Genomic DNA, 26,981 nt, shown 5'->3' with positions numbered 1-26,981 from the left:
AACCCTAAAGGTTTTTAAAACCTTTAGGGTTTTCCGTACCTCTCCGGGAGAACTGCCGCCATGCTGACCGATCTGTCCATTACCAATATTGCCATCATTGATTCACTGCACCTCTCCTTCGGCCGGGGACTGACCATGCTGACCGGTGAAACAGGGGCTGGCAAATCCATCATCATCGATGCAGTCGGTCTGATCATGGGAGGTCGCGCCTCGGCTGACCTGATTCGCTCCGGGGAGGAAGAAGCCAGCGTAGAGGCACTCTTCGATGTTGGGGAACGACAGGAATTGCGGCAGCTGCTCGAGGAATCGGGCTTCGAATGCGACGGTGAACTGCTCATCAAGCGTTCCATCTCCCGCGCCGGAAAGAACCGCATCTTCATCAACGGCAACATGGCCACCCTGTCCCTGCTGACCGATATTTCCCGCCGCCTGATCAACATCTACGGGCAGCACGAATCCCAGACCCTGCTCAGGCCGGACAACCAGCTGCTGCTGCTGGATACCTTTGCCGGCTGCATCCCTTTGCGTGAGAAATTTTCCGAAATCCACGGACGGCTCCAGGTTCTCAAACGGCGCCTGGAACACCTGGATGAGGAAGAGCGTGAGGCTGCACGCCGACTGGACCTGCTCTCCTTTCAGTCGGAGGAGATTGCCGCAGCCGGACTGAAAGCCGGAGAAGATACGGATCTGGAAGAAGAGCGCCAGCTTCTGGCCAACGCCGAAAAACTGGGCGGCGTCAGCGGCGAGGCGTTTGAACGACTTTATGGCGGGGAAGGTGCCATCCTGGGGCAACTGCGGCGCATCTCCTCCTCCATTGCCGAAATTGCCTCTATTGATCAGACTTTGAGTGAAACCGCCGCATCCATTGAGGGCGCCTACCTGCAGCTTGAAGATGCGGCCATCAGCCTGCGCGATTATTCATCCCGCATTGAGAGTGACCCTGCCTCGCTGCAGCAGACAGACGACCGTCTCGACCAGATCGGACGCCTCAAGAAAAAGTACGGTACCACTATTGAAGAAATTCTGGGATACAAGCAGCGGATCGACTCCGAGCTCGAGACTTTGGCCGATCAACAGCTGGATCGTCAGCAGCTTGAAACCGAATGTCAACATCTGGCGGCGGAAATGGAGACATGCGGAGCGGAACTGACGGCACGCCGCAGTGCAGCTGCCGCAGAGCTGAAAAAATCTCTGGAGGCTGAAGTTCATCAGCTGGCAATGAAGAATGCAATTATCGAAGCTGGCCTGACACCGTTGACTGAACCTCGCTCCACTGGCTACGAACGGGTCGAGTTTCTGTTTTCCCCAAACCCGGGCGAAACTCCCCGCCCGCTTGCCAAGGTCGCCTCAGGGGGCGAACTGTCGCGCCTGATGCTGGCGATCAAGCAGGTGCTGCCCGAGGGTGATGTACCCACCCTGGTCTTTGACGAAGTTGACACCGGCATCGGCGGGGCCACATCCGAGCTGGTCGGGGCCAAGCTGAAGAATGTCGCTGGAAGTCAGCAGGTCCTCTGCATCACCCACCTGCCGCAAGTTGCCGCTTTCGCCGACCACCATCTGCAGGTGGAAAAACAGGTGCTCAACGGACGAACCGCCACCACGGTAATTGCTCTGGATGACGACAGCCGCACCGGTGAGATAGCGCGCATGCTGGGGGGTACAACCATCACCGACACCACCAGAACTCATGCCCGCGAAATGATCGCCGCGGCACAGGCGAGATCATGACAGCCATTACAATCGGCGTAAGTGCCTGCCTGCTTGGCCAGGAAGTCCGCTATGATGGTGGCCACAAACATGACCGCTACATAACCGACACGTTGGGACACTTTTTCAACTTCCTGCCGATCTGTCCCGAAGTGGAGTGCGGACTGCCGACACCACGCGAGGCGATGCGCCTGGAGGGAGACCCTGAAAATCCCCACCTGATGACCCGCACCTCCCGCATCGACAGGACCGGGCAGATGACTGCCTATTGCGAAGCACGCGCGCGGGCGCTGGAATCTGAGGATCTATGCGGCTTCATTTTCAAAAAAGATTCCCCCAGCTCCGGCCTGTATCGCGTCAAGGTGTACAACAACAACGTTGCAGCCAAAACCGGTCGCGGATTATTCGCCGATGCGGTGGTCAGGCATTTTCCGCTTTTGCCGGTTGAAGAGGAGGGGCGGCTCAACGACGCGGAGATTCGTGAAAACTTCATCGAGCGGGTTTTCAGCTATCGCCGCTGGAAAGACTTTCTGCTGAAGAGCCCTGACATTCATGGACTGGTGCAGTTCCACACGGCCCACAAACTTTTGATCATGTCCCACAGCACCCAATACTACCGCGAGCTGGGAGCCCTGGTCGGCAACCCCCATCAACTACCGGAAAAAGAACTCTTTGCAGCTTACGAAGAACTGTTCATGAAAGCCCTGGCACTACATGCCACGGTCAAGAAGAATACGAATGTGCTCATGCACATCATGGGATACTTCAAAAAACAGCTGGACCAAGGCGAGAAACAGGAACTGCTCGCCGTTATCGATCAGTATCACAACCGGCTCGTGCCGCTGATCGTGCCCCTGACACTACTGAAGCACTATGTGCACAAGTACGACCAGACCTACCTCAAACAACAGATATACCTCGCTCCCCACCCTGCCGAACTGATGCTGCGCAACCATGTCTAGCAGGTTGTTCAACAGCCTTCTAGGAGTCTGACGGAAAAGAACGCCGAGCGGAATATGCGGGGCTAGCGGAAATGTATGGCGTCAGGATGAGGTCTTTAAATCTTCCATCAGCCGGGAGATTATTTTCAGAAAATTACGGGTCAAAACCGGATGCAGGTCGGTGCCGATGATATTCAGCATAATATTGGCGATCTCTGGCAGTTCCATCGGCTCATGGTATGGCCGACGGGTCCGCAGCGCATCGAAAACATCCGAAATGTTGGTCATCTGACTGCAGAGATTCTGCTGCCAGCCGGCAGGAACCTTGGGATACCCATTGAAATTGAACTTCATGTGGTGCTCGAAAGCGGTGGAAATTGCCAAACGGGGAACACCCGGAGCATCCATGAGATAGCGTGCTCCCTTGGTGGGGTGCTTCCTCATGATCTCGATCTCATCAAGAGTCAGCGAACCTTTTTTTACCAGAATTTCTTCCGGTACAAAGAGCTTGCCGATGTCATGCAGCATGGCGGCAATGCCGATGTCGTTAAGCATCTGCCCCTCGATACCCATGGCCATGGCTTGAGCCATGTTCAGGATGCAAACATTGGTCGAATGGGTGAAGGTATATTCATCGGTTTCGCGCAAAGCAGCCATGACCATCAGCGGCTTCCCTTCCTGACGAAAAACATCCACAAACCCAGAGACAATTTCGGATATACCGGTCATGTGGAGCTTGCGACGCTTTTTCACAGTCTCGTAAATATCCATGAAATGTGCGCGCTCATGGGCCGGCATTTCGGGAATTTTTATGCGAGGGTTGAACGGGTCGGCGGCACCTTCCTCCTCCTGCCGCATTTTAACCCTGCCGAGCCGCAGATGTTCGCTGGAAACCATTCCATGAGAGCTGTCCCCCTGACGGGCGAGACCTGCAATAAATCCCTCCACCTCCTGCCGGGAGATGCCTGCTGAAATTTTGACATGTCCAATCCCGCGAGTAGTAAGTATCTGCACGAAACGCCCCATGAAGAGGCTCTGTTCCTGAGGCACTCCTTCAACAACCAGCTCATTGTCAATCACCAGCAGGGAAAATGCCTGGCGATCTTCAAGCGCCTTGAGCAGGCTTTCAAAGGCGTCACTGGTGAGGCGCCTGACCTGGGGATGGGCCATGCCGTACAGGGAAGCATTGGCGGTTGCCGCGAGAAGGTGCCTGATAAAGCCTGTTATGTGCATCTGTCCGGTAGTGCTCATAGCTGTCTGCCTTTAATCTTCTGCAGGGTGACTGCTGCCTGGCGGGCCACCTCATCTTTTCCACTGGCCAGCCGCTGCAGGATCGGCACTACAATCTGATGGGGATAATACTCCAGAGAGTGGACCAGTTCCTCCTTGAGCCTGGCAAGCTGCTTCGAGTGAAGCATCGAGGATGATCCCAACACCTTCGCCAGCTCGGGGAGCACTTCGGCCTTGCCGATCTCTCCCAAAGCTTTGACAACTGCAGATTTAAGCTCACAATCGCCAGCCGAAAAACCGGTGCGGTTCAGCATAGCCACCAGCTTCTTCAACACCGCCGGTGACGCACAGGCTGCAGCAAGAGGAACCACGGCCAGCTGCCCACCGGGAGCAGGATTGTCCAGATCCCGAAGCAGTTGCTCTTCAGCGCTTGAATCCTGGTAGTGAAGGAGGATCTTGAATACCTCATGGCGAACATGCGGGTTGTCATGCCCCGTAAGCGGGCGCAGATGGTCAAGAATGGAGGGGTCATTCATCGATCGCAGAATAATCAGAAGATTGCGCAGGAAATACCACTTGTTATCCGATAGCCGCCTGATGACAGCGTCCCGTGCCAAGGGACCGAATTCGACCACGCGGTCCATGATGAACCGGCGCAGAGACATGCTGCTCTCTTCCTTTAACTGATCAAGCAATACAGCGATAAAGGGCTCTCCGATATGGAGAATGATGCCCCTGATCTGTTCAAATCTCGGTTTGCCCCAGATTTTCAAACCATTAAGAATTTCCTGCATGAATGCCCGACTTGAAAACAAACGTCCCAGAGCCTGACCAAAGGCTGGCGGCATACCCGTTTCAGAGGACTGGCGCATCACATCAAGCAGTTTTTCATACTCCCCGGTTTCAAGAAAATAGCCGCACAAATCACCCATATATGCAGCCAGGGAATTCACACCGCCATCGTCACCCGGCTCTGCCATCACGACCTGCAGAATGATCTCGCTGATGCGGCTCTCCACAAAATGGGGTTGCAGGGTTTCCATCAGCTCATCCACTGTCTCGCCCTGCAAGCGAGGCAGCGTAGCAGTCGCCATGATCCTGTTCAGTTTCTGTTGGTATTCATCTGGAGTAAAATCCTCCGTAACATGTTCACTAAAAAGGGTCCTGATTTTTTCCACATCGGGATCGTGGGCACCAATACCCCCCTCACCCACAGATGGGCGGTGCTGGTCGCCCTGCTCTGCAAGACGCTGGAGCATGCCCATGATCACCGGAGGCATACTGGTGCGTTTGGTATTCACGTCCTCCAGGATCTCCAGGACAGTATCGGTGGAGAGATTGGCTACCAGTGCCTGGGCAGCCTGACTCTGGTTACTGCCGGAAAATGAGCTGTTCAGGAACTGCCGCCGCAACTCGGGATTGAGCCTGCTGACAAGAGTGCCCAGCTTACCCATTGAACTCTCATCTGCTGGGTCGCCGGCATGGGCGGACCCAAGGTGGCGCGCCAGATCCGCAAGCATGTCGACGTCGGCGGAGCTGTCGGCCCTGAGACGGTGGTCATGCTGACCGTTCAAGATCGCAGCAACCAGTTCAGGATCAAAACTTTCCTCTGACTCCTCCCCCCCCGCACTGTTCTGGACATGCCGGGCAAATCGTTCCCAGAGAGTCCCCTCCCGATCCGGTCTTGCTTCAGCCACAATCGTATTCTCATCGGTAGCAGTAAAGAGATCGTAACGGACAGGACGAACCGAAAGTGTGGCGATACGGGCCTTGAGCCAGAGATTTTCGATGCCGCCATGTTTGTGGACCTCTTCACGTTTGAGCCCCAGCAGAAGGATGAAATTCCTCAATTCTTCCAGGCTGACTCCAGGGCGCAGCACCAGAGTCGCTATACCCAGTTCAAAGAGAACGCGTGCGAAGTCGCGGAAGACCGGATTATTTTTATCGAAGGAAGTTCCCTCTACCATCAGCATATCCCGGGCCACACCGATGGCTATTTCACTGTTTGACTGCATGAGGAGAGTATAGCTGGAGAGAACTTTTTGAAGAGAGGCAAGGATGATCGGGTGCCCCTTGGGATAGGAACGGGCATTGCGACGGGCGATGTTCAGGTCGATGAGCAGACCTGAGAGCATATGGGTGTCTACGGCGATGTGCATGCCTGATGGCCGGTTATCCATGAAGGTTCTCTTTGGGGGAATGTTATTCTAATTTAGAACTATACCCGATCTAGTCTTACAAACACAATCCGATGTTGACAGAATAAACCTAGAATCCCGCTGTGGGAGCATGGGGGAATGTGTTATTTGATCTCTATTTGAGTATAATGCCGACAAAGGCAGGCCTGGCAATTTTTCTCGGTTTTATACATGTTTTTTCTCGGATTATATGTTTTATATTTCTCGGATTATTACGGCTGTCACCCCAGGCCACGGCCTAAGAAAAGCCTTTGTTCTGTCTCGCACTTTATTAAAACTGTCCTGCCTTTTAGCTGAAGGAGTTGTTTAATGAACGCGGAATTTACCTATGTACCAAATTTACGCTCAGGCTTAGGTTAGATTTGTTGCCTCTAATTGAGCAGAACCGCAAGCGTAGCAGGGCTACGGCGAGATTTTGAGATTGAAAGAACGGCAATATGGCCTAAGGATGAGATGTTAAACGGTACATTGGTGGTTCGAGTCCTAGAAAGAGGCTTGAAGGGTTGCCCCTGACAACGACGGAACAGGAGTATTATTTCATCTAGTAAAGAAAAAGGTGGTTGCGCAGGCAAATGCGGAACTGCGGGGTCTTTCGAGGAAGTTGTTGGAGAGATAAGAGTTGTGGCTTGGTGGCGAACAGGAAAGGCGGCCGATTGGCCGCCTTTCGTTCAAATTAAATATGGATGTCCCCGGAATACTCTACTTAGTTCAGTGCGGGGCTAATGGTCATTAATCAACATTTGAAGCTTAAATAGTTCATTTCTTAGTACCTCGATTTGTGAACCAATTTGCGATGCACGTTGATTACTATTAGTAATTAGACCTGCGCCGTGCCGATCACTTTGCATTCATTGAGGGAATTGTCGAAGAAAGAAAGATCACGTCAGCGCCCACCGCAACAGTATGAGACTGCTTATAAAAAGTCAACAAACCATCAGCCACGCAGGATCAACGACACCCACGGCTCCTGCTCCAGCAAGAATTGTGGGAACACCTTACTTAATTCCAGTCACTATCTTCTGTACAGCCCCCAGTAACATCGGTAAATCGTCGCGAACAGTATTCCAGACAATCTCCAGATCAACCCCAAAATATTCATGCGTCAGCAGATTACGGAAATCCTTTACGTCCTGCCACGATATCTCCGGATACCCGCTTTTCAACTCCACTGACAGCTTACCCACAGCCTCGCCGATTATCTCAAACTCCCTAATTACAGCCGAGTAACGCATGCGATCCTGAACAAAGGCATCACAGGTTATACCCTGTACATATGAAAGTATTGCCGCGCCTGATTCCAAAATATCCTGACAATAAAGAAGTTGCGGACGTTCAGACATGGATAATCTCCCGAGTTACCATTTCACGTGCCAACGGCTTCAACGTACTTTCTATCCCCAGGTCAACGGTTTTGCCGAACTGCTGCTCGAGATAGCGTCTTATACCGAGGAAATTCCCCAAGGTTTTTTTTTCAGACATGATCTCTATGGCAATGTCGATATCGGAATCTTCACTAGCCTCTCCCCTGGCATAACTGCCGAAGAGACCGATACTCACAACACCGAAACGCTGTGCCATTTCATCCTTGTGCGTCTGCAAAAACGTGATGATATCGTTTCTGTTATTGACCATACCGCTGCTCCTTGAGTTTTATTAACCGGAGTATACGTTTGCACCGTCCAAAATACAAGAAGGGGGACCAACTGGCCGCCCTTCTTCAAGCCATCTCCCGTTCCCACGCGGCCGACATATCAACTCACGGCTGGACCGGCCCTGGAACCTACCGCGCCAACCCGGCGTTATGCCGACTCCCAAAGCGCATCCTCCAACCCGGAGGCACGCTGGATTCTTCTGGCAACTGCGGCAGCAAACACATGGGGATCACCCCAGATGGAAACTGATTCCCGGGCTCGGGTAATGCCGGTATAAAGCAGCTCGCGGGAAAGAATTTCCGTGTCATGGGGGGGAATCAGCAGGAGCACCCTGGCAAACTCGCTCCCCTGGCTCTTGTGAACAGTCATGCACCAGGCCGTCTCATGGGCCGGCAGCCGCAAGGGAGAGATGCCGCGCACCGTTCCCTCGGGTGTGGTGAACCAGGCCCGAACCCTCCCGACTGCTTCAGGATCAGGCAGAATGATGCCCACATCGCCGTTGTACAGCTTCAGGTTATGGTCATTGACGGTGATCATCAGGGGACGCCCGATGTACCAGCGGCTGCGGGGATCGATCAGCCCCCGCTCAGTCAGGACTTCCTCGATCAGGCTGTTCATTCCGGCAACACCGAACGGCCCCTGGCGCAGTGCGCACAGCACCCGGAACTCATTCAGCCGGGACAGCGCTTCATCAGGCAGATCAGTTGCACGACAGCTTTGGTATCCACTCGCCACAGTTTCAGCCAACGCCCTTTTCAGCATCGGTGCATCGGGCAGATCATTCCAGACGACCTCCCCATTTTCCTGCTCCCGGCAAAGCCGCAGGGCAAGGTCACCTTCTCCGTCCCGCACTGCCCTGCCCAGGATGCCGATACCACTCTCGGCACCGAAGCGGTAATTCCTTTTGAGGACCACCAGACTATCGGCCAGCGCGGGCAGTACCTCCGGATCCACGGCAGGAACAACCTCGTTGGCCACCCGGCCGGTGAGGTCAGAAAACTTCCTGGAAAACAGAGCCTCCCGGCCGTTGCCGCAGATATCTCCGAGGACTGCGCCCGCCTCCACCGAAGCGAGCTGATCACGATCACCGAGCAGAATAAGGCGAGCATCATCAGCCAATGCCTGGGCCAGTTTTGCCATCAGAGGCAGTGCCACCATGGAAGCTTCGTCAATGATCACCACATCAAAGGGAAGGTGATGAGAGGCGTTATGGCGGAAGTGGATCGAACCGCGTATGGCCCCAAGCAGCGAATGGATGGTGACAACCCTGTCGGGAATCAGCTGACGCACATCCTCGCTGCAATCCAGCTTCATTTTCATGGCGCTGATCGATTCCTTCAGCCGGGCGGCAGCCTTGCCGGTGGGCGCTGCCAGCGCGATGCGCAGCGGCTTCCCCTGGGCCTGTTCGATGAGCAGCGCCAGTATCTTGACCACGGTTGAAGTTTTGCCGGTACCCGGCCCACCGGAAATGACACAGAACTTTTTCCGCAAAGCAGCCACAGCGGCCACTTTCTGCCAATCCGTATCTTCTCCGCGTTGACCCGGAAAGACCCGGGCCAGTCCCTTCTTAAGAAGCTGTTCGTCAAGGGGTGCCTCACCGAAAGAGGCTTTACGGCTGATGATATCGGCCAGTTGCTGTTCATACGCCCAATAACGGTACAGATAGAGGCGGGAAGAGTTATCCAGAACCAGAGGCGCGTATTCACCCGGAGCACCGGCGACCCCGCTTCTCTCCAGACACTGCCGCAACTCCGCAAGAGGAGGAAAAACCTGCTCCTTTCCATCCACAACAATGGCACGCCCGGCAATCTCAGCCAGGTCCAGACAGATGTGCCCATCACCGGTGACGTTGCTCACCAGACCAGCAGCCAGCTCAAGCCACGGTGACGCAACAGCCGCCTGACGCTGCAGGAAACGGGCAAAATGGCGGTCTATGGGTCGTAGTTCAAATTGCATGGATGTCCTGTTACTGGGTTACTTTTCCTAACTTTCGCACTCCACCAGCAGATCCGACAGTTCCTCGATCAGCTCCACCGGCGGCAGGTCATGATACACCCCGAACTGGGCCCCATGTTCAGGGTTCATGCCGCGCAAGAAGAGGTAGATGACTCCACCGAAATGGGAAGCATAATCAAACCCCGGCACGCGCAAGGCCAGGTAGCGAGTCAGGGCAACCGTGTAGAGCTGGTACTGGAGCGTGTACAGCTTGCGCCCCATCTCTTCCCGCAGTGCTGCCTGGCCGTAATCCTCCACCCGGTACCCCAGGTGGTTCGACTTCCAGTCCAGCAGATAGTACCTGCCGTTGTGCTCGAAGACCATGTCCATGAAGCCGCGCACCATGCCGCGCACCGGCTTGAAATGCAGCGCGCGTAGATAGTCGGGTTCATCTGGAGCGGCTGTTCCGTTCCAGCGCTTCAGCACATCCCGCAACAGATCGGAGGTAACGAAACGCAGGGGGAAAAAAAACTCCAGCTCACTGATCCAGGCGCCCGGTCGCAGCCCTGACAGGGTAAATGCGCCGTCAGGCCCGGGCAAGGGAGTGGCGATGACGTTCGCCACCATGGAAGATACTGTCTCCAGCCACTCCGGCTCATAGCCATACCTGGCCAGCCCCTTTTCCACAAGGGGTCGGTTTTTTTCCCCGGTAGCGTCGGCAAAATCGAGTTCCTCAAACAGGCTGTGCAAAAAGATTCCGGCCTGGGCGCCTTTGGGAAAGGTGAAGATGTTTGTGCCGCCAACAACATCGCCAGCCGCAGGAGATACAGCATGGAGGGCACCCCCTTCATCCCGGTCCGGCCGTTCGCCAGGAGCGGCATTGTGTTGTGCGAAGGAGGTAAAGCTGGCCACGCGCCAGTCATTGCCGATCACAGCATTGAAATTACGGCAAATAAAAGAGCTGTAAGGGTCAAGCACAGGCTGCCAGCTGTCGGCGATTCCTTCGGGCATCTCCTGCACAGCGATTGCCCCCGGTGCCGCACTTTCAAGTTTCTGGAGATCTTCCAGCATGACTGCTGAAGAACGCGAACGTACCTCGGCGGCAAGTTCTCCGACCAGGTCAGCAACCGGTTCTGCTGTGGAAGAGTGCAGCAGATATGCCAGAGCAGAGGTTTCCGGTTTGCTTGTTGCTCGTGACCCGTCGATCTTGCCGGCAACCAGATAGCATCTGAATTTAGCGCGGGTCAGCGCCACGTAGAACAGGCGGAGATTTTCAGCCAGCGCTTCACGGCTGGCCTGCAGCTGATGTTTACCCAGGTCGGGCGAACCGTAATCCTTGCCCATGGTGAACCCGTTGTGGAAGCTGACGACATCGTCTCCCTGCCGCACCCCGCCCCAGAGAAAGGGGCAGAACACCACCGGATATTCCAGTCCTTTACTGACATGGATGGTGACGATCCTGACCGCCTGTTCGTCGGTCTCCAGACGGATCTGGTTTTCCTCTGCATTCTCACCGCCGTTGATCCGGCCGCCGAACCAGGCCAGCACCCCTTCCATTCCCAGATCCTTTTCATGGGCAGCAGAATGGATAACTTCCAGACAGTGCAGCACATTGGTAAGCCTGCGCTCGCCGTCGGGTCGCTGAAGCAGCCTGCCCCTGACCCGCTCCCTGGAGAGCAGCCAGCGGGACATGACCATGAAGCCACGCTCCAGCCAGGCATGATGATAGTCGCGGAAATGGGAAAGCATCTCCTCCCAGGCCTGCTCATCTTCCAGAAAACGGGCGATGTCGTCACCCCTTTTGCCCAAAAGCGGCGTCACCAGAGCGCCCCTGACCTTGGACTCGTTGCCCGGGTCTGCCAGGGCATTGAGAACGGTATACAGGTCACCCGCTTCGTCAGTGCCGAAAATACTCTGTTCACTGCGCATAACACTGGGAACGGCCACAGCACGCAGCGCATCCTGGATGCACTTCCCTTCCCGGTGCGTACGCACGATCACCGCCATGTCACCGGGCACCAATGGACGTCCGTGGAGCAGTGCCTTTCCCTCCCTGCCTGCCTGCAGCAGTCGAACTATTTCACCCGCGACGGCAGGGGGAATACAGTCGGCAGCCTCTCCGACAGTCAGCGGCTTGCCCTGGTCGCCCAGCGGCAAATGCCAGACCTGCAGCGGGGCATGGTTTTCGTCCAGCAGCAGTTCTTCCCGGTGCTCCGGTTTTCCGGAAGAGACCGGATGGTAGCTGATCTTGTCGAAAACAAAGGGAGAGCGCCGTTCGAAGAGGGTATTGAAGGCGGTAAGCAATCGCGGTGTGGAGCGCCAGTTGCCGGTCAGGGTGTGGGTATTATCGTCAGACACATCGGAAGCCGCCTCCAGGTAGGCGAAGATGTCTGCCCCCCGGAAACTGTAGATAGCCTGTTTGGGGTCGCCGATAAGAAAGAGGACCTTCCCCTTCCCGGTATAGATCCTGCGGAAGATGTCGTACTGCAGCGGGTCGGTATCCTGAAATTCATCGATCAGTCCGGCAGGATATTTCTGTCCCAGGCTGGCGGCGCACGCCTCTCCCCCCTCACCCTGCAGTGCTGCAGAAACGTCGACGAGCAGGTCATCGAAGAAACGGACATTCGCCTTTCGCTTGAGGAGCGGCAGGCGTTCGGCGGCAAAGGCTATCACCTCCCAGCGCAGGGCCAGAAATCGCTCCTGCACTCCGGTCAGCAGCTCTTCACAGCAGCTGAAAAAGGGATGTTCCGGCGGGACCTTGTTTTTCTTGGTGGCCTTGATGATGGCGGAAAGGCAGCATTTCTCGAAGCCGGAAAAGAGCGCAAAGGGATTGTCCCCCTCCACCAGTGTCCCGAGACCGGCAAGCAGGGCCGGAACGACATCATTCAGCCGGTAGCTGTCCGCTGCCCGTCCAAGCTCCTTGCTGTTCAGCAGGATGTCCTCCACCACGCCGCGGGAGCGCGCCCATTCCTCCTGGACCTTGTTGAAGGCGGCGCGACAGCGCTCCTCTATGGCGTCAATCTCACCTTCAGTAAAGCGGGGCACGATTTCCAGCCGGGGCCCCAGCATCCCTTTAAGAAACTCCAGCAGGCCATCGGGCGACAACTTGCTTTGCAGGGCGTAACCGAGCAGTGGCGCAGGTTCTGCAAAAAACCGGGAGCGCCAGAAATCATCGACGATCTCCCTGAGCAGCTCAGTCTGGCTGGTGACAAGTTCGGTATCGTACAGAGATCCGCTCTCAAAAGCGTGATCCTGCAACGCCCGCATGCAGAAAGAGTGGATCGTGAAAATGGAAGCGGTATCGAACATGGCCAGAGCGCGCTTGAGACGTTCCCCGGCCTGCTGCCTGCCACTCTCCACGGAATCTGCTGCCGCCAGCAGGCCGAGCAGAAAAGCATCCCCGCTGGCTGCGCCCCCCATGACTTCCAGCGCCTCACGAATCCGGCTGCGAATCCTGTGACGCAGCTCCTTGGTGGCCGCTTCCGTGTAGGTCACCACCAGAATCTGCTCGGGAAGCAGATCCTTTTCAATCAGCAGACGCAGATAGAGGCAAGCGATGGCATAGGTTTTCCCGGTGCCGGCACTGGCCTCGATCAGGTGTCTTCCGGAGAGTTCGATATGCAGGTGATCAAGTTCATTCATTGCCTGTCCTAAGCCGGCGAAGCCGGAACCAAACAAGAAAAGTCAAAGGCAATGGAACGCGGATAAAATCTGATTCAAGCGGATTTTAGCGGATAAAACAAAGAAAGAATAGGTTTTGAAATCTGCGTAAATCCGCTCAATCCGCGTCATCCGCGTTCTATTTGCAGTTAGATCTTTTAAATATTGTAAAGTTTCAAATTATAAAACTAAGTGCGATTCAACATTAGCGGCTCCATTACAGAGCGGGCGATCTCTTCAAATTCTGCGGTAAAAGGATCCACATCCCCGAAACAGAGCCTAAAGTGGGGATCGTCCCCCTCCCCGTCCCGCCCGTAGGCAGGCTCCCATTTGGCCCGTGCCCGATTAAGGTTCCATTCCAGCTTTTTGGCATACTCCAACGCTGATTCGGGAAAGAAGCGCAGCGGCATGGTCAGCCCCTGCCAGTACAGGTCCAGCAGATCTCCAAGTATGCCGCCGGCATCGACCGCGGCAGAGAATTCTATGCAGCCATCGGTCATCAGCAGCGAAGTCTGCAGGGGATATCCTGCGCAACCAACTGCATTGAGGACGAGATGCTCGATCCAGGCGGAAATCTGATCCTTGGCCTTGGTGGTTGCGCAGCGGTAGCGGATCATGCCGCAGGGCCAGATCCGATCGAGCCGGCCGGTCAGCCTGTAGCCTTTCACCTCCAGATCCACATCCAGTGGTGCCAAAGGTGCTGCACCGGCAATCCTTGCGCTGACAATCTCTGCAAAAGCATCTGTTTCTGCAGCTATTTTTTCAAAGACAAGTCGCCCGTGCCGGGCCGGAGGCAGGATTCCCTGACAGGAGGCGACGGTGAGATGATGCTCCGCGTCACTGCCGGCGATAAATTCATTCAGCAGCTGCTGCTTGAGGCCATATGCGGCCAGATGGTCCACCTGAAACGGCTCCCGCTCTTCCAGCGGTGCTTCGACCTGCTCCAGGCGGATCCCCAGACGGTTCTCCAGAAAGAAGCGGGCCGGGTTGCGAAAAAAACGCACCAGCCGGTCGAGCGGCACCTCCCGCCACTCATCACCCGGGGGCACAAGAGGGGTGGAGATAAATTCAGACGGCTGCCATCGGGTCCCGTATTTCTCCGTCAGAGCGGTGCAGTTATCGCTCGAATAACTGAAAAGCGCCGAATCCGAGGAGAAGTAACTGCTGCTGAAGGCCTGCAGACCATGCCTGGTGACCAGGCGCTCCTCGATCCCTTCTCCGTCGGAAACGAATCCGCGCGTGATGGCATCGATGAGTTCACTGACCAGCACAGAAGGAGGAATGTCGCTGTTATCCCGCACGCTCTGCCCGACATAACTGATGTACAAACACTCCCGCGCCGAAAGAAGCGACTCCAGAAAAAGATAGCGATCTTCGTCCCGCAGGGAGCGGTCGCCCCTGACCGGATAGCGGGCGATCAGATCAAAGGCCGGGGGGCGGCTCTGACGCGGAAAGCAGCCGTCACCCATGCCGACCAGCGCCACCACCCTGAAGGGAATGCTGCGCATGGGCAGCATGGCGCAAAAGGTCACTCCGCCGGACATGAAGCCATACCCCTTCTCTTCGCTGGTCAGGCGGTTCGTCAGCCACGACTTGATCACCGCCGGCTCCACCCTTCCGGAGAACTGCGCCTGGACAGTTATGTCCGCCAGGCTTTCAATCACACCCCGCACTGCGGTCAGTTCATGGGCAGTTTCCTCGTCGGCCTCGACAAAATCGTCCAGCAGCCGGCAAAGCCGCTCGCGCCATTCCTGCAGAGTCCGGCCAGCTCCGAGAGTGCCGGCAGTCTCAGCGACCAGATCCACAAAAGCAGCCAGCTTGCCCAGGGCAAGGCAGGTGTTCCCCTCCATCTCGTCGTAGGGAAGGATACCGTTGAAGAGAAGCTTTTCCCGCTCCGGCAGGGCATACCCCAGGAGCAGCCTGTCCAGGCCGGCCCGCCAGGAATTCTCCCGGAACGAGGGGAGACCGAAACGCTCCCGGTCATGCTCATCCATGCCCCAACGCACTCTGGTGCGGGTAAGCCAGTCGCGGATGGTTTCCAGCTCATCTTCACTGCAGCCGAATTTTCGGGCAACTGCCGGAGATTCCAGAACATCCAGAACCTGGGGCAGGGAGAGGCGGCTGCCTGCCAAACCGTAAAGCTTCAACAGCAGACCGGCGATTTCTCCTTCGCAGGTCAGGCTCCGGTCGGCGATGGAATAGGGAATTGCAGGCGCGTCGTCGTGATTTCCCCCGAAAACAGCCGTAATGTAGGGAGCATAGGTTTCGATGTCTGGGGTCATGACGACGATATCCCGCGGCTGCAGCCCCTGTTTTGTCTCCAGCAGGGCCAGGAGATTGTCATGGAGAATCTCTATCTCCCGCATGGGAGTATGGCAGGAGTGGATCTGCAGCGAATCGTCATCGGGCCGGATTGCTTCCTTTTCAGGGACATCGGCACCATGCAGGTTGAGGATATCGGACTGCAGGGCGCTCAACAGGGTCTGGCGGTCGGTGTCAGCGTAGAGATCCGCCTGCCCCGCGGCAATTTCGCCAAGCTCAATGGCCATATCCGAAAAATCGCGTCCCAGCCTGCCCAGGGAAGCCAGCAGCGGGTTGCCCTCAATGCGCAGGTCACGCTCCGCAGCGGGAAGCCGCACCTGCTGACGGCTGCTGACGATATCGGCCCAATACTCCCGGCTGGGGCTGAGCAGGAGCAGGTTCACTTCGGTCAGCCGGGCCGCTGCTGCAAAAATCTCCATATGATAGCGGGGAAGATAGGAGACGCCGAAGACGGCAATCCGTTGAGGAAGGGGTGCAGGGGACGGCGATGACGCCACCCTGTCAAGAAACTCTTCCCTCAGCCTGCCGCGGTGCCGCCCCTCTCCCTGGCTGGCAAGTTCACGCCACAGAAGAGCCTGCCACTCCTCCCCGCCAGTCTCTTCCTCCCACCCAAGCAGCATTTCCGGGCGGAACAGGGTGTACTGGTCAAAGGTATCGGCAATGCGCTGGGCCAGCTGAAAAAGCTTGAGCCCGTCAGGATCATTATCGAGATAGCGCCTGAGTGGAGAGAACTGTTCCTGATCAAGCAGAGCGGGCAGCAGGGACATGATCTTCCAGGTCATGACCTCGGCGCTGAACGCGGATGTCTCCGGCACCTCCGGCATTATCTCGCGGAACAGGCGCCAGACCATGGAGTTGGGAAATGGATAGAGGCAATTGGCCCACACACCGAAACGACGGGCCAGCTCCATGGCCAGCCAGCGCTGCATCCCCTTGCTCTGGACAACGATCACCTCCGGCTCGAAGGGGGCCGACAACGGCTTCCTAAGGATGCCGGAAAGTGCATCGACCAGATGTTCCATCCGGTTGCTTGTATGAATGTGCAGGGGCATAAGCTTCCTCTAAAGGCGGGGACCTGGAACTTCCAACCTGAGACTCTAAAACTCGAAACTGACCCACAATACCAGAGAAACCGGGGCTGATAAATGTTTTTGGTCGGTTGTATTGCCTTGCCACCCCTGCCCCGGAGGGTATATTAAACAATTAAAATCTAAAGATCATCCCCCTGAAGGAGGTTTTTCAATGGGCGTTTTGATGCAGGCATTTTACTGGGATTGTCCACGGGAAGAAGGACAGGAATACGCCTGGTGGAATCACGTTGCAAGCAAACTGGGCGAACTGCAGCAGGCAGGTTTCAGCGCACTCTGGCTGCCTCCGGCAAGCAAGGCGGCCAACATCGGCGGTATATCCATGGGCTATGACGTCTACGACTACTACGACCTGGGAGAATATGTCCAGAAGTCTGTACGACCGGGAGAGACACGGACCTGGTTCGGCTCGAAAGATGACCTGAAAGTATTGATCCAGGCGGTTCACGATCACAAGATGAAGGCCTATGCCGATCTGATCCTCAATCACAACAATGGTGCAGATCAACAGGAATACAATCCCATCGCCAGACAGGACCGCTGGACCCTGTTCAACCCGCAGAGCAATCGCTTCACCCGGGACTGGACCTGCTTCAACCCCTCACCCTACCGGGAATTTGATGATGTGGCCTTCGGCGACATGCCCGATCTCTGCCACATCAACCCCCGCGTCTCCACCGGCATCCTCAACCATGCCAAATGGATGATCGAAGAGATCGGCTTCGACGGCTTCCGCTACGACTTTGTCAAAGGCTTCGGAGCCTGGATCGTGCGGGCGATCCATGATCGTAACTACACCCGGGACAACAAGAAGCTGGAGATTTTCGGCGTCGGCGAATGCTGGGCAGGAGATGAATTCATCGACAGCTGGCTCGATTCTGTCAACAACTGGGCCAAGCACCGTATCGGTGCCTTTGATTTTCCGTTGCGTTACCGGCTGAAGGATCTTTGCGACAACGGCAGTTTCAGCCTGCGAACCCTGGCCGCCGGCGGCGTACTGATGAAGGACCGCCCCTTCGAGGCAGTCACCTTTGTGGACAACCACGATTTCCGCGGCGACGGCAACGACGAAATCGTCAGTGACAAGCTGCTGGCCTACGCCTACATCCTCACCCATGAAGGATATCCCTGCGTTTTCTGGAAGGACTATTACCGCTACGGGCTGGCCGAGCCAGGAAAACCGAGCGGCATCGAACGCCTGGTGCAGGTGCATGAGAGCCACGCCGGCGGCGGAACGAACATCCTGTATGTGGATGACACATTCTACGCCATGGAGCGCACCGGTGCCGGGACCCAGCCCGGGCTGTTGTTTGCCTTGAATAATTCCGGTGGGACCATCAGACATTCAGTAAAGACAAGTTTCAATGGAAAGCCGCTGAAGCCCCTGGCGTGGCGGGCAAAGGACAGGATCTACGACCCGCAGACGATCACGACAAACGGGGGTGGCTGGTGTGAGATTGAGGCACCACAGAGGGGATATGTGGTGTATGGGGTATAATGTAAGCTGAAAGGACACGCCCATGTCTGAAATCTTCGGTTTTGATGCATTCTCACCCAAAGAAATTGCTGTGCGGATTGAAACCATCGGTGTAACCAAAGCTCGCCTGCCGCTCATTCCCACACTGATGCTGAGTGTGCTGGCTGGAGCCTTTATCGGTCTGGGCGCGCTCTACTTCGTTATTGTCAAATCCGACCCGGCATTAAGCTTTGCTGCCAAACAAGTTCTCGGAGGCGTCACTTTTTCAATAGGATTAATTCTCGTTATTGTCGCAGGTGCGGAGCTATTTACAGGAAACAATCTGTTGGTGATGGCATGGGCCGATAAAAAGATCACCACGTTCGAGCTGCTGCGGAACTGGGCGATTGTCAGCATCGGCAATTTCATTGGAGCGACCGGATTAGCTCTATTGGTGTTTCTCTCCCATCACCCTGACATGAACAACGGCGCTGTTGCGCAGGAGTATCTCCGGATTGCCGCGGCCAAGGTCGCTATGCCTTTCTGGACAGCCTTCTTCAAGGGCATCCTCTGTAATGTCCTGGTATGCATGGCTGTGTGGATGGCGTTTGCCGGACGAAGCGTCATTGACAAGGCAGTGGCAATTATCTTTCCCATATCTGCATTCGTTGCCGCAGGCTTCGAACACAGCATCGCCAACATGTTCATGATTCCGCTGGCAATGCTGCTACAGAACTTCAGCAGTACAGGGGCAACAGATACAATTACATGGACCGGTTTCTTCGGCAGTTTGATACCGGTGATTCTGGGCAATATTGTCGGCGGCAGTGTGCTGGTTGGGCTTGTATATCACATCATCTATCGTCAACAGCCATTATGAAAATTCGAGGGAAGATCAAAAGGTGATGTATACTGTGCCAATCGATATCTAGACAGACAGGAAAGCGACTTGATACAAAACTGCCTGACGTTGGGTTGATGTGCTGAGGTCGCTACCTCCCAGCACCTCCAGCCATAGTCTTCAATGTTGGAATTAAATTTCGAAAACAGGCCACATCAAGAAAGGAAATTGCAATGGGCGTAGAGATATATGTGGGGCAATTAGCAGGATCTGTCACTGAGGATGAAGTGCGAAAGCTGTTTTCCGTGTCAGGTACTGTTACCTCGGTCCACCTGGTAAAAGATCCCCCGACCGGAGAATTCAGAGGGTGTGGGTATGTGAGGATGTCTACCGAAGATGAAGCCAAAGAGGCCATTGGACTGTTGAATGGAGCTTTACTGGGTGATCGTTTGATCGCTGTGAAAGAGTCGACCAAAGTTTTTGGCAAGAAAGCTGGCTCGTCAGGTGACAGCAAGACAGGTAAAGCCAGGAACGTCAGTGCCAAAAGGTAACCGGAGCAAGGAGAGTAATCACATTGAGCCTTTCGCACAGTTTTTTATCAGTCTCTCTTGTCATTCCACGACAAGAGGCGATAATTATACAAACTGTTCCCAGGGAGGCATTCATGATTTCACGAAGGGAAAGTGAAAGGATTCATAGTTCGCGACACTGCATCCTGCAGTACAAGGAAAAAAATCTTGATTGCGAATTGCAGGATATATCAACAACAGGTGTTCTGGTGAGTTGCCGGAATGCTGCCGCCGTAGATTTGAAAAACGGAGAACAATGCGTACTTGAGCTTGATGATCCGCAACTGAACCACAGGAAGCTCAAATGCAGCGTTTCCCGACATACTTCGGAAAGTATCGGATTACAATTCCTCTTTTTGGATAAGTAGCCTTACACCCTTTGAACGATCTGGCGGACCAGAACCTGTGACTACCCACTCCTCTCCAAGGATCGTCTGCAGGAAGCGACCTATGGAGATACATCATCTATCGACGAAACCTTGGAGTACCGTACCAGCACGTCTCTCGGAACAACCGAGGACAAAAAATCTCAAAAATCCGTTCCCGCATCTCCTCCCCAGCACCCCGCCCTTCGTCAGCCACGGTAAAAACAACCATTTCTCCCCTACTTGAACAACAGACGCACTAATTCGCAAACCTAAGGCATACTTCCGCTAATGCACTGCTGTCGCTGTCTCGACGCAAGTATAAATTACGATGTCTCCACTCTTTTAATCTTATTTCTTACTAAAGATAACCGTGTTATACACATCAAAATCTCAAAAAAAATTGAGCCACTTTACGAACGACCAAGGGGACTGCGAAGGATTGGCGGATAATCACATCTACCCATGGAGGCAGGAATGCTCTCTTTTTTCAAAGACTACCGCATACGAACCAAACTCCTGCTGATAATGCTATTCGCAGGTATACCTGTAACAGCATCAATTGCTTTTCTACTCATATCGGAATACAGGACCGACCTAAGAGAATCAGAACATGCAATTCAAGTCACAACGGAAGCAATAGCCGCCCAGCATGAAGCCTACCTGAATGGTATTCATACCCTTCTGGTCACCGTGTCTCAATTTCCTGAGGTAAAACAGAGAGATCCCGAACGTTGCAAGCAACTTCTGCAAACAATCCTGAAAAAAAATCCAACAAGTTTAAATATCGGAATAGCGGACATACAAGGGAACTTGATTGCATCAGGGGTTAATGCAACATTTTCAATTGCGGACCGTAAATATTTCAAGGATGCCCTTCGCACAAAGCGGTTTAGCGTCGGGGAGTATGTCATCAGCCGTGCTGTAGGCAAACCAGCCATCCATTTTGCGCTCCCGGTTCTTACTGATACAGGAAATGTCAGCGCGGTTATCTACACCACTTTTGACTTGACCCATTTCAACAGTATCTTCCGTGCTCAGCACCTTCCTCCTAACTCAGCTCTTAATATCACGGACCATAATGGGGTGCTGCTCCATCGATATCCGGATCACCCGGTTGTAAAGCAAGGGATTTTAGATCGGCAGGACCTGCGGGAACGAATGACAGGTCCCAGGGATGAAGGGGTTTTCAACGAAATCGGCATGGATAAGACTAAGCGCTTTTTGGCATTCAAACGGTTGCGCTTACATCCTGACGAACGACCTTACCTGTACATCCGTGTTTCAATTCCAGAAAGTGAGGCATTGGCAAATGCCAATCAACATTTAGCCATAATGGCAGGTATGCTTGCAGTTGCTTCGCTCCTCGCCTTGTGGACTACCCATTTTTTTTCAAGGCGATTTTTTATAAAGCCATTGGAACGACTGGCGACTGTTGCCAGATCTGCCGAGCACGAAGATTTTTCCGTCAGGTCCGGACTGGAAAAGAGCGGCGTATCCTTGAAAAACAACTTATACATACTCAGAAACTGGAAAGCCTCGGAATTCTGGCAGGCGGTATTGCCCACGATTTCAATAATATTTTAACGGTCATCATCGGCAACGCGGATCTGGCTCTTAACTGCCTTAATGAAAACTCTCCGGCTGTCACAAACGTAAACAACATCAGTAAAGCCGCCTCCAGAGCAGCGGACCTGGCTATGCAAATGCTTGCCTATGCCGGTAAAGGGAAGTTTGTCATCGAGATCATAAGCTTGAATCTCCTGTTGCAGGAGATACTTCACATGCTTCAAGTATCCATCTCCAAAAAGGCGAAATTAAAGCTCAACCTCGCCTCCAACCTGCCTCCTGTAAATGTGGATGCCACGCAGATGCGTCAGATAATTATGAACCTGGTAATCAATGCCTCAGAGGCCATTAGTAACGAAGGCGGCATAATTACCATCACCACCGGTTGCACAAACTATGACGAGAGCTATGGAGACGACATCTGGATGGATGAAAAGATTGCCGCGGGGCAGTATGTTTATATGGAAGTAGCAGATAACGGCTGTGGCATGGACAATGATACCTTAACAAAAATATTTGATCCTTTCTTTACCACCAAGTTTACTGGCAGAGGTTTAGGGATGGCGTCAGTTCTTGGTATTGTGCGTAGTCACAAAGGAGCAATCAAAATTAATAGCGAAACTGGTAAAGGAAGTACGTTCAGAATTCTTTTGCCGGCATCGGAAAACAATTATCATTCAAAAGATTGGCCGTTAAGCTGTGCAGTTCCATTGGTGGATGATGAAGCGGCCATAGGGGTTGGAACAAAGGTACGCTCTTAGGCAAGGAGCTCATCGGAAACTGGATGTTCGGAGCTGGCGAAAACGGTAGCTGGCAAGCCAAGAACCCTGCGGCAGGCTCTATAGGTAAACAAATGGTAAATGATGAAGCCGAAGTAATTATTCAAGAAGCATTGTTAACCCAGGAGCATCTCAAATTCTTCATCCAGCAGATGCCTGTCGCAGTTGCGATGTTTGACAGGGAAATGCGATACCTAGCTGTCAGTCGTCGCTGGATGGAGGATTATCATTTAACCGGATCTGTGATTGGATTGTCTCACTATGACGTTTTCCCGGAGATCCCAGAAAAATGGAAGGATGTTCACAGACGTGGACTGACTGGTGAAATCATCAGTGCCGATGAGGATTTCTTTGTCCGGCAGGATGGCAAAATTCAGTGGCAGCGTTGGGAAATGAGACCATGGGGAAACTTCAACCCACCTGATGGTATCACCGTATTCACCGAGGACATTACCGAAAGGGTACGTGATAAAGAGTTGCTACAAAGGTTGGTTACAAGCCTTCAGGAAGAAAAAGATCGTTTGTCTACCCTTCTTGAAAGTATCACTGACGAAGTGTGGTTTACCGATACTCATGGCAAGATCGTCCTTATCAATCGCTCCGGGCGAGAAGCCTTTGACCTTCCCCAGAATGCGGAAGTAGAAATGGAAAAACTCTTGGCGGGGGTGGAAGTTCTTCGATCAGACAGGACTCAGCGCCCATCGGAAGAAGCAGCTCCTTTTAGAGCGCTGGCAGGGGAAGTGGTATCCAATGTAGAAGAGATAGTGCTAATTCCGTCCACAGGAGAGTTCCGGCACCGACAGGTGAATGCTGTTCCTGTCATAGGAGCTGCCGGGCAAATTTTGGGTTCTGTCTCTGTCGTGCGTGACATTACCGAGCAGAAGCTAGCTGAAAAAATCTTGCATGACAGCGAAAACCGAATGCGATTGGCATTACAAGTTAGCCGGAGTTTCACGTTTGAGTGGCAACCAGATACAGACAAGGTTATCAGGTCTGACAGTTGTGCCGAGATCTTGGGATTATCTGGTGATGAGGCTATCCATGACACTGGTCAAAATTTCATAGAACGAATCTGTTCTGAAGACCGTGCACAGGTCCAACGGGTCACTCAGGAACTTAACCCTGCGAATAATAAATATGAGGTTGAATACAGGGTTGTACATGAAGATGGCCACATAGTGGTTCTGGAGGAGATGGGGCAAGGGGAGTTTGATTCCGAGGGGAAGCTTGTAAAGCTGATTGGCGTAGCTACGGAAATCACACAGCGTAAATATGTAGAGGAGGCGCTGGCGAAACTAAATGGGCAGTTGGAGGATCGCATCAACCAGCGGACAAATGAACTTGCTCAGTCACTGGAGGCACTGAAACAGGAGCACATTCAACGAATGGAGACAATAAATAATCTCCGAGAAAAGGATCAATTGCTGATCCAGCAAAGCCGTCTTGCTGCCATGGGGGAAATGGTCAACAACATTGCCCATCAATGGCGCCAGCCGTTAAACGTTGTCGGGCTGCATCTGCAACATTTGGAGTTGCTCCATGACCAGGGCCAACTCAGTACTGAAAATCTCAACGCTTCCATACAAACGGCAATGGAGCAGATTACACACATGTCCTCTACCATTGATGACTTCAGGAACTTCTTTCGTCCCAACAAGGAAAAGAGATTGTTTAACCTACAGGAGGCGGCAAATAAAACCATTTCTTTAATAAACGCAGACATGGCTAATAAAGGAATCGAAATTGTGATGGATTTACAAAAAGAGGGTAAGGTTTTCGGATTTTTCAATGAATTTTGCCAAGCGCTTATGTCTATTTTACAAAACGCCCGAGATGTGCTTGTAGAACGTAAAGTGATCACACCGCGAATCAAGATCCAATCCAAATCTGAAGCAGACAATCTGCTTATTATCATTACAGATAATGCCGGTGGCATTGCGCCTGATGTAATGTCCCGGCTTTTTGAGCCGTACTTCAGTACGAAGGGGGTACAAGGGACGGGAATAGGCCTGTATATGGCCAAGAGCATAATAGAGGCGATGGGTGGCACCATCACGGCTTTCAACACCGGAAGTGGTGCAGCCTTTGAGATCATGATCGAGACCGCCTGAGTAGCTCCAAAATCTCAGAACCACCAAATCAAAGGGCAGGCCACCATCAGGTGCCTGCCCTTTGTGATCCAGATATTGTCTTACACTTATGCTTTTACGTTGGCTTCCACTTTGCCGGTAACCCCTTTGACAATCCCGAATAACATCAGCGCTGCCGGGATAACCTGTGCTGCTATGATCAGAGCACAGAAACCGAGGAAGAGCCAGACGAAGAGGCCGCTGTTGTCTACATGTGCACTGGAAGATGCGAATGCCGTAGCGGGGATGATTGTTGCGATGATGGTGGTAATAAGTGCTCTCATGACGTCCTCCTGTATATTTGAGTGGGATTAAGTGCTTTGCTTTTATATTTGCATCCGCTGTGCCAAAAGAATCAGAAGTGGGAATGTTTGCTTCCAATGCCTATGAAATAAGGATTTAGATGCTAATGGGCAGTATGGCGGTTAGTCTCGGGATTATTACGTGTATAAGAAAAACGTACAGCACAAGGATCACTCAACTTCATGTGGAATCCTGTTGTGATGCGGGTTTAACGATTATTTGAGCTAATTGTGTGGGTGTATAAAAATGTAATCAGAATAGGCTTAGATATTACAGGATAGCACCCTCGGAAGATCTCCAAAAAACAGCCAGCAATAAATTCGATGTGGCTCTGCGGGATATCAAGTAGATCACCCCCTTTTGACTCGACGTTAAGTATCCACTCCTACTGATAAATACTGGCCCGGGATTATGTTCAAATAACGGAGTTCCCCAATCCGCTTATATCCACTTTTTTGGGAGGGCACGCCAGGCGAATCGGGTCCTCGGTCGATGTAGCCACGGAGAAAGATAACTTTTTCCTTTTCTGTGGGCGCAATGATATAGATCAAACTGATAAGTTTGTTTAAGTCGCCATAGACATCACCGATAGCAAGTAGTCTCATTCATTCCCCTGTCAAAGCTTGACCCACTTCAGTAAGCGGTCAGGTTCGAGTTCCGTTGACAGAGCATTTTTCGAAAGTGGCAAGAGACGTCCCTTTCTTTAATCTCTTAACAATGCTCACTTCCCCTTCTGGCAAAATGCCTTGCCGCCCTTTCTCAAATCAGCTCTGCCCAGCTACAGCATGCGAGACACCCTGGTCCAGGTTTGCAAACACGGGCGTAATAACTAGAAATATGTAAAAAAGACCGAATCGACCAGAATACTTTTTTACAGTTATGCAGATAGTTCTGATAACGACCAGGCGCAATGATCGCAAAAACGAGGTGTTACGAACTGGAGCGTCTTTTGCTTTAGCAAGGAATAATCTTCGAGGAGGTACGGCCATGAGATCTGCGAGTGAAATCCCGCTTTACCGCACCTTTGCTGTACTGATGCTGACAGTTCTTTTGGTGGTGGGATCCACTATGGGGGTACAGGCCTCACTCATCACCAACGGAGACTTCTCGACCGGCGACCTTACTGGGTGGAGAGCTTCAGAAGGCGCGGATGTTGTCTCGTTTGCTACTATACCCCCGTCATATTCGTCAAACTGGGATTTATCACCCTGGAACAACACGATGAACGGTAATTTCGCGTTGATACAGGTCGCCTCTGCCGAACGGCCAAACCTTGTCGGTGGTATTACGACAGGTCCCTCGAATCCTATTATGGCTTCATTTAATTACGCTGTGGCTTGGGAAGTGGTGAATCCCGATAATCAGCCATATTTCGGCGAAAGTCAGTCTTATTACGAGGGTTATTTAAGAATAGAAGTCGAAGGGAAAGCTACTACGGGAGATAATTACTTTCTTGGCTACAATGATGTTTCTTGGAGTACGCCTCAAAACGGTCCTACAAAAGGGGTGGTTACTGGAAGTGCGAGTACTGGATTTATCGATTACAGTAACAGATATTATTTCACAGAATATGAAGTATCGTTTCTTGTTTTCAATCCCTACCTAGTCATGTCAGAAATAATCGGCTTTGATGATGTTGCTCTTATAACTGAGCCCGCACCCGTTGGGCCTGCCCCTGTGCCTGAGCCGGCTTCGGCCATAATGTTGATGTTTGCGGGGTTGGCAGGCATGGCAAGTCTGCGGAGTATAAAAAGCACGTGAAGTAAGGTGGTAAAAAAATCTGCGGCTGATTGAGCTGGCGGCTTGCCTTAGCAGGGAAAGGCGGTGCCTGGATAGCCGGTACCGGTACTTTTATTGTAATAATTAACAAGTGAAATATTTTTAGTGATGTTTCTTGGTCTACCAACCCCGTACAGTGCACTAGTACCTGAGCCTTCAACATTCCTCCTGTTCGGCGCTGGCCTTGATGGCATTGGTTTCCTAAGGAGAAGGGCTAAGAAGTAGATTGTAAAGTTTTTTAAACCGCAAGTGTCGGCATGGCCAGAAGCTTTTCCTTGTCTCCGAAGCGATAATTGAAACTCCACCGCTTGCCGCCGCCAGTCGTAACCAACAGGAACAGCCCCTCCCCGTCTGTTAGTTTGTAATCCTTGTCCTTTGGCTACCGCCTTACCCTGGATATCCTTCAGTGCCATGACATACCCCCAATACCCCCATTTTTTGAGAGCCACATACCCCCA

At 53.1% G+C, this 26,981-nt stretch carries 20 protein-coding genes; 10 read left to right on the top strand and 10 right to left on the bottom strand.

Annotated features, from left to right (window positions below):
- The first annotated feature begins 60 nt into the window (after positions 1–60).
- The gene (gene recN, locus KJB30_RS15025) at positions 61–1,728 is read left to right on the top strand and encodes a DNA repair protein RecN (protein ID WP_214300784.1); all 1,668 of its coding nucleotides are present in this window, start codon (positions 61–63) and stop codon (positions 1,726–1,728) included.
- Positions 1,725–2,669: a YbgA family protein gene (locus KJB30_RS15020; RefSeq protein WP_214300781.1), complete on the top strand. Its 945-nt coding sequence runs from the start codon at positions 1,725–1,727 to the stop codon at positions 2,667–2,669. The genes recN and KJB30_RS15020 overlap by 4 nt, the downstream gene beginning before the upstream one ends.
- An 81-nt stretch (positions 2,670–2,750) precedes the next feature.
- Here the strand turns inward: KJB30_RS15020 and KJB30_RS15015 are convergent, their stop codons facing one another.
- The 7 genes from KJB30_RS15015 to recC form a co-directional block, all read right to left on the bottom strand.
- Positions 2,751–3,899: an HD-GYP domain-containing protein gene (locus tag KJB30_RS15015; protein ID WP_214300779.1), complete on the bottom strand. Its 1,149-nt coding sequence runs from the start codon at positions 3,897–3,899 to the stop codon at positions 2,751–2,753.
- A complete protein-coding gene (locus tag KJB30_RS15010; protein WP_214300776.1) occupies positions 3,896–6,058 on the bottom strand; it encodes a HEAT repeat domain-containing protein in 2,163 nt (720 codons plus the stop codon). The genes KJB30_RS15015 and KJB30_RS15010 overlap by 4 nt, the downstream gene beginning before the upstream one ends.
- A 1,013-nt stretch (positions 6,059–7,071) precedes the next feature.
- Positions 7,072–7,416 carry a HepT-like ribonuclease domain-containing protein gene (locus KJB30_RS15005; RefSeq protein ID WP_214300775.1) on the bottom strand — a complete coding sequence of 115 codons (345 nt, stop codon included), beginning with the start codon at positions 7,414–7,416 and terminating at the stop codon, positions 7,072–7,074.
- Entirely contained in the window at positions 7,409–7,708 is a 300-nt protein-coding gene (locus KJB30_RS15000) for a nucleotidyltransferase family protein (protein WP_214300774.1), read from the bottom strand. The genes KJB30_RS15005 and KJB30_RS15000 overlap by 8 nt, the downstream gene beginning before the upstream one ends.
- Before the next feature lie 167 nt (positions 7,709–7,875).
- Positions 7,876–9,684 carry an exodeoxyribonuclease V subunit alpha gene (gene recD, locus KJB30_RS14995; RefSeq protein WP_214300773.1) on the bottom strand — a complete coding sequence of 603 codons (1,809 nt, stop codon included), beginning with the start codon at positions 9,682–9,684 and terminating at the stop codon, positions 7,876–7,878.
- Between the two features lie 27 nt (positions 9,685–9,711).
- Positions 9,712–13,305 (bottom strand): exodeoxyribonuclease V subunit beta, encoded by a 3,594-nt coding sequence (gene recB, locus KJB30_RS14990; RefSeq protein WP_214300772.1) that lies wholly within the window; start codon positions 13,303–13,305, stop codon positions 9,712–9,714.
- Positions 13,306–13,511: 206 nt separating this feature from the next.
- Positions 13,512–16,697: an exodeoxyribonuclease V subunit gamma gene (recC, locus tag KJB30_RS14985; RefSeq protein WP_214300771.1), complete on the bottom strand. Its 3,186-nt coding sequence runs from the start codon at positions 16,695–16,697 to the stop codon at positions 13,512–13,514.
- A 190-nt stretch (positions 16,698–16,887) separates the two neighbouring features.
- Here recC and KJB30_RS14980 point away from each other — a divergent pair, with 190 nt between their 5' ends.
- The 5 genes from KJB30_RS14980 to KJB30_RS18095 all read left to right on the top strand — a co-directional run bounded on the left by KJB30_RS14980 (position 16,888) and on the right by KJB30_RS18095 (position 21,551).
- The gene (locus KJB30_RS14980; RefSeq protein WP_214300769.1) at positions 16,888–18,231 is read left to right on the top strand and encodes an alpha-amylase family glycosyl hydrolase; all 1,344 of its coding nucleotides are present in this window, start codon (positions 16,888–16,890) and stop codon (positions 18,229–18,231) included.
- Between the two features lie 22 nt (positions 18,232–18,253).
- On the top strand, positions 18,254–19,069 hold the full coding sequence (locus tag KJB30_RS14975) for a formate/nitrite transporter family protein (protein WP_214300768.1): 816 nt from the start codon (positions 18,254–18,256) through the stop codon (positions 19,067–19,069).
- Between the two features lie 194 nt (positions 19,070–19,263).
- Positions 19,264–19,581 (top strand): RNA recognition motif domain-containing protein, encoded by a 318-nt coding sequence (locus KJB30_RS14970; RefSeq protein ID WP_214300766.1) that lies wholly within the window; start codon positions 19,264–19,266, stop codon positions 19,579–19,581.
- Between the two features lie 113 nt (positions 19,582–19,694).
- Positions 19,695–19,967: a PilZ domain-containing protein gene (locus KJB30_RS14965; RefSeq protein ID WP_214300764.1), complete on the top strand. Its 273-nt coding sequence runs from the start codon at positions 19,695–19,697 to the stop codon at positions 19,965–19,967.
- Positions 19,968–20,441: 474 nt separating this feature from the next.
- Entirely contained in the window at positions 20,442–21,551 is a 1,110-nt protein-coding gene (locus KJB30_RS18095) for a cache domain-containing protein (protein ID WP_246545722.1), read from the top strand.
- Here the strand turns inward: KJB30_RS18095 and KJB30_RS18090 are convergent.
- The gene (locus KJB30_RS18090; protein ID WP_246545721.1) at positions 21,548–21,757 is read right to left on the bottom strand and encodes a hypothetical protein; all 210 of its coding nucleotides are present in this window, start codon (positions 21,755–21,757) and stop codon (positions 21,548–21,550) included. The genes KJB30_RS18095 and KJB30_RS18090 overlap by 4 nt on opposite strands.
- On the opposite strand from KJB30_RS18090, the gene KJB30_RS18085 reads away from it, so the two are divergent.
- The gene (locus tag KJB30_RS18085) at positions 21,749–22,294 is read left to right on the top strand and encodes a two-component system sensor histidine kinase NtrB (RefSeq protein WP_246545720.1); all 546 of its coding nucleotides are present in this window, start codon (positions 21,749–21,751) and stop codon (positions 22,292–22,294) included. The genes KJB30_RS18090 and KJB30_RS18085 overlap by 9 nt on opposite strands.
- Positions 22,295–22,317: 23 nt before the next feature.
- Positions 22,318–24,423 (top strand): PAS domain-containing sensor histidine kinase, encoded by a 2,106-nt coding sequence (locus tag KJB30_RS14955; protein WP_214300762.1) that lies wholly within the window; start codon positions 22,318–22,320, stop codon positions 24,421–24,423.
- A gap of 86 nt (positions 24,424–24,509) precedes the next feature.
- Here the strand turns inward: KJB30_RS14955 and KJB30_RS14950 are convergent, their stop codons facing one another.
- Complete coding sequence (locus tag KJB30_RS14950) at positions 24,510–24,725, bottom strand: hypothetical protein (protein ID WP_214300759.1); 216 nt, start codon at positions 24,723–24,725, stop codon at positions 24,510–24,512.
- Positions 24,726–25,731: 1,006 nt separating this feature from the next.
- Between KJB30_RS14950 and KJB30_RS14945 the strand changes: the two genes are divergently transcribed.
- Positions 25,732–26,505 carry a PEP-CTERM sorting domain-containing protein gene (locus tag KJB30_RS14945; RefSeq protein WP_214300756.1) on the top strand — a complete coding sequence of 258 codons (774 nt, stop codon included), beginning with the start codon at positions 25,732–25,734 and terminating at the stop codon, positions 26,503–26,505.
- 47 nt (positions 26,506–26,552) lie between these two features.
- Here KJB30_RS14945 and KJB30_RS18600 read toward each other — a convergent pair whose 3' ends face one another.
- The gene (locus KJB30_RS18600) at positions 26,553–26,936 is read right to left on the bottom strand and encodes a hypothetical protein (protein ID WP_246545719.1); all 384 of its coding nucleotides are present in this window, start codon (positions 26,934–26,936) and stop codon (positions 26,553–26,555) included.
- Between the last annotated feature and the right edge of the window lie 45 nt (positions 26,937–26,981).

Origin of the sequence: Pelotalea chapellei (genome assembly GCF_018531195.1) — a bacterium.
Classification (GTDB): domain Bacteria; phylum Desulfobacterota; class Desulfuromonadia; order Geobacterales; family Pseudopelobacteraceae; genus Pelotalea; species Pelotalea chapellei.
The sequence above is the reverse complement of the archived record's forward strand: the minus strand, read 5'-3'. Positions and strand labels throughout refer to the sequence as shown.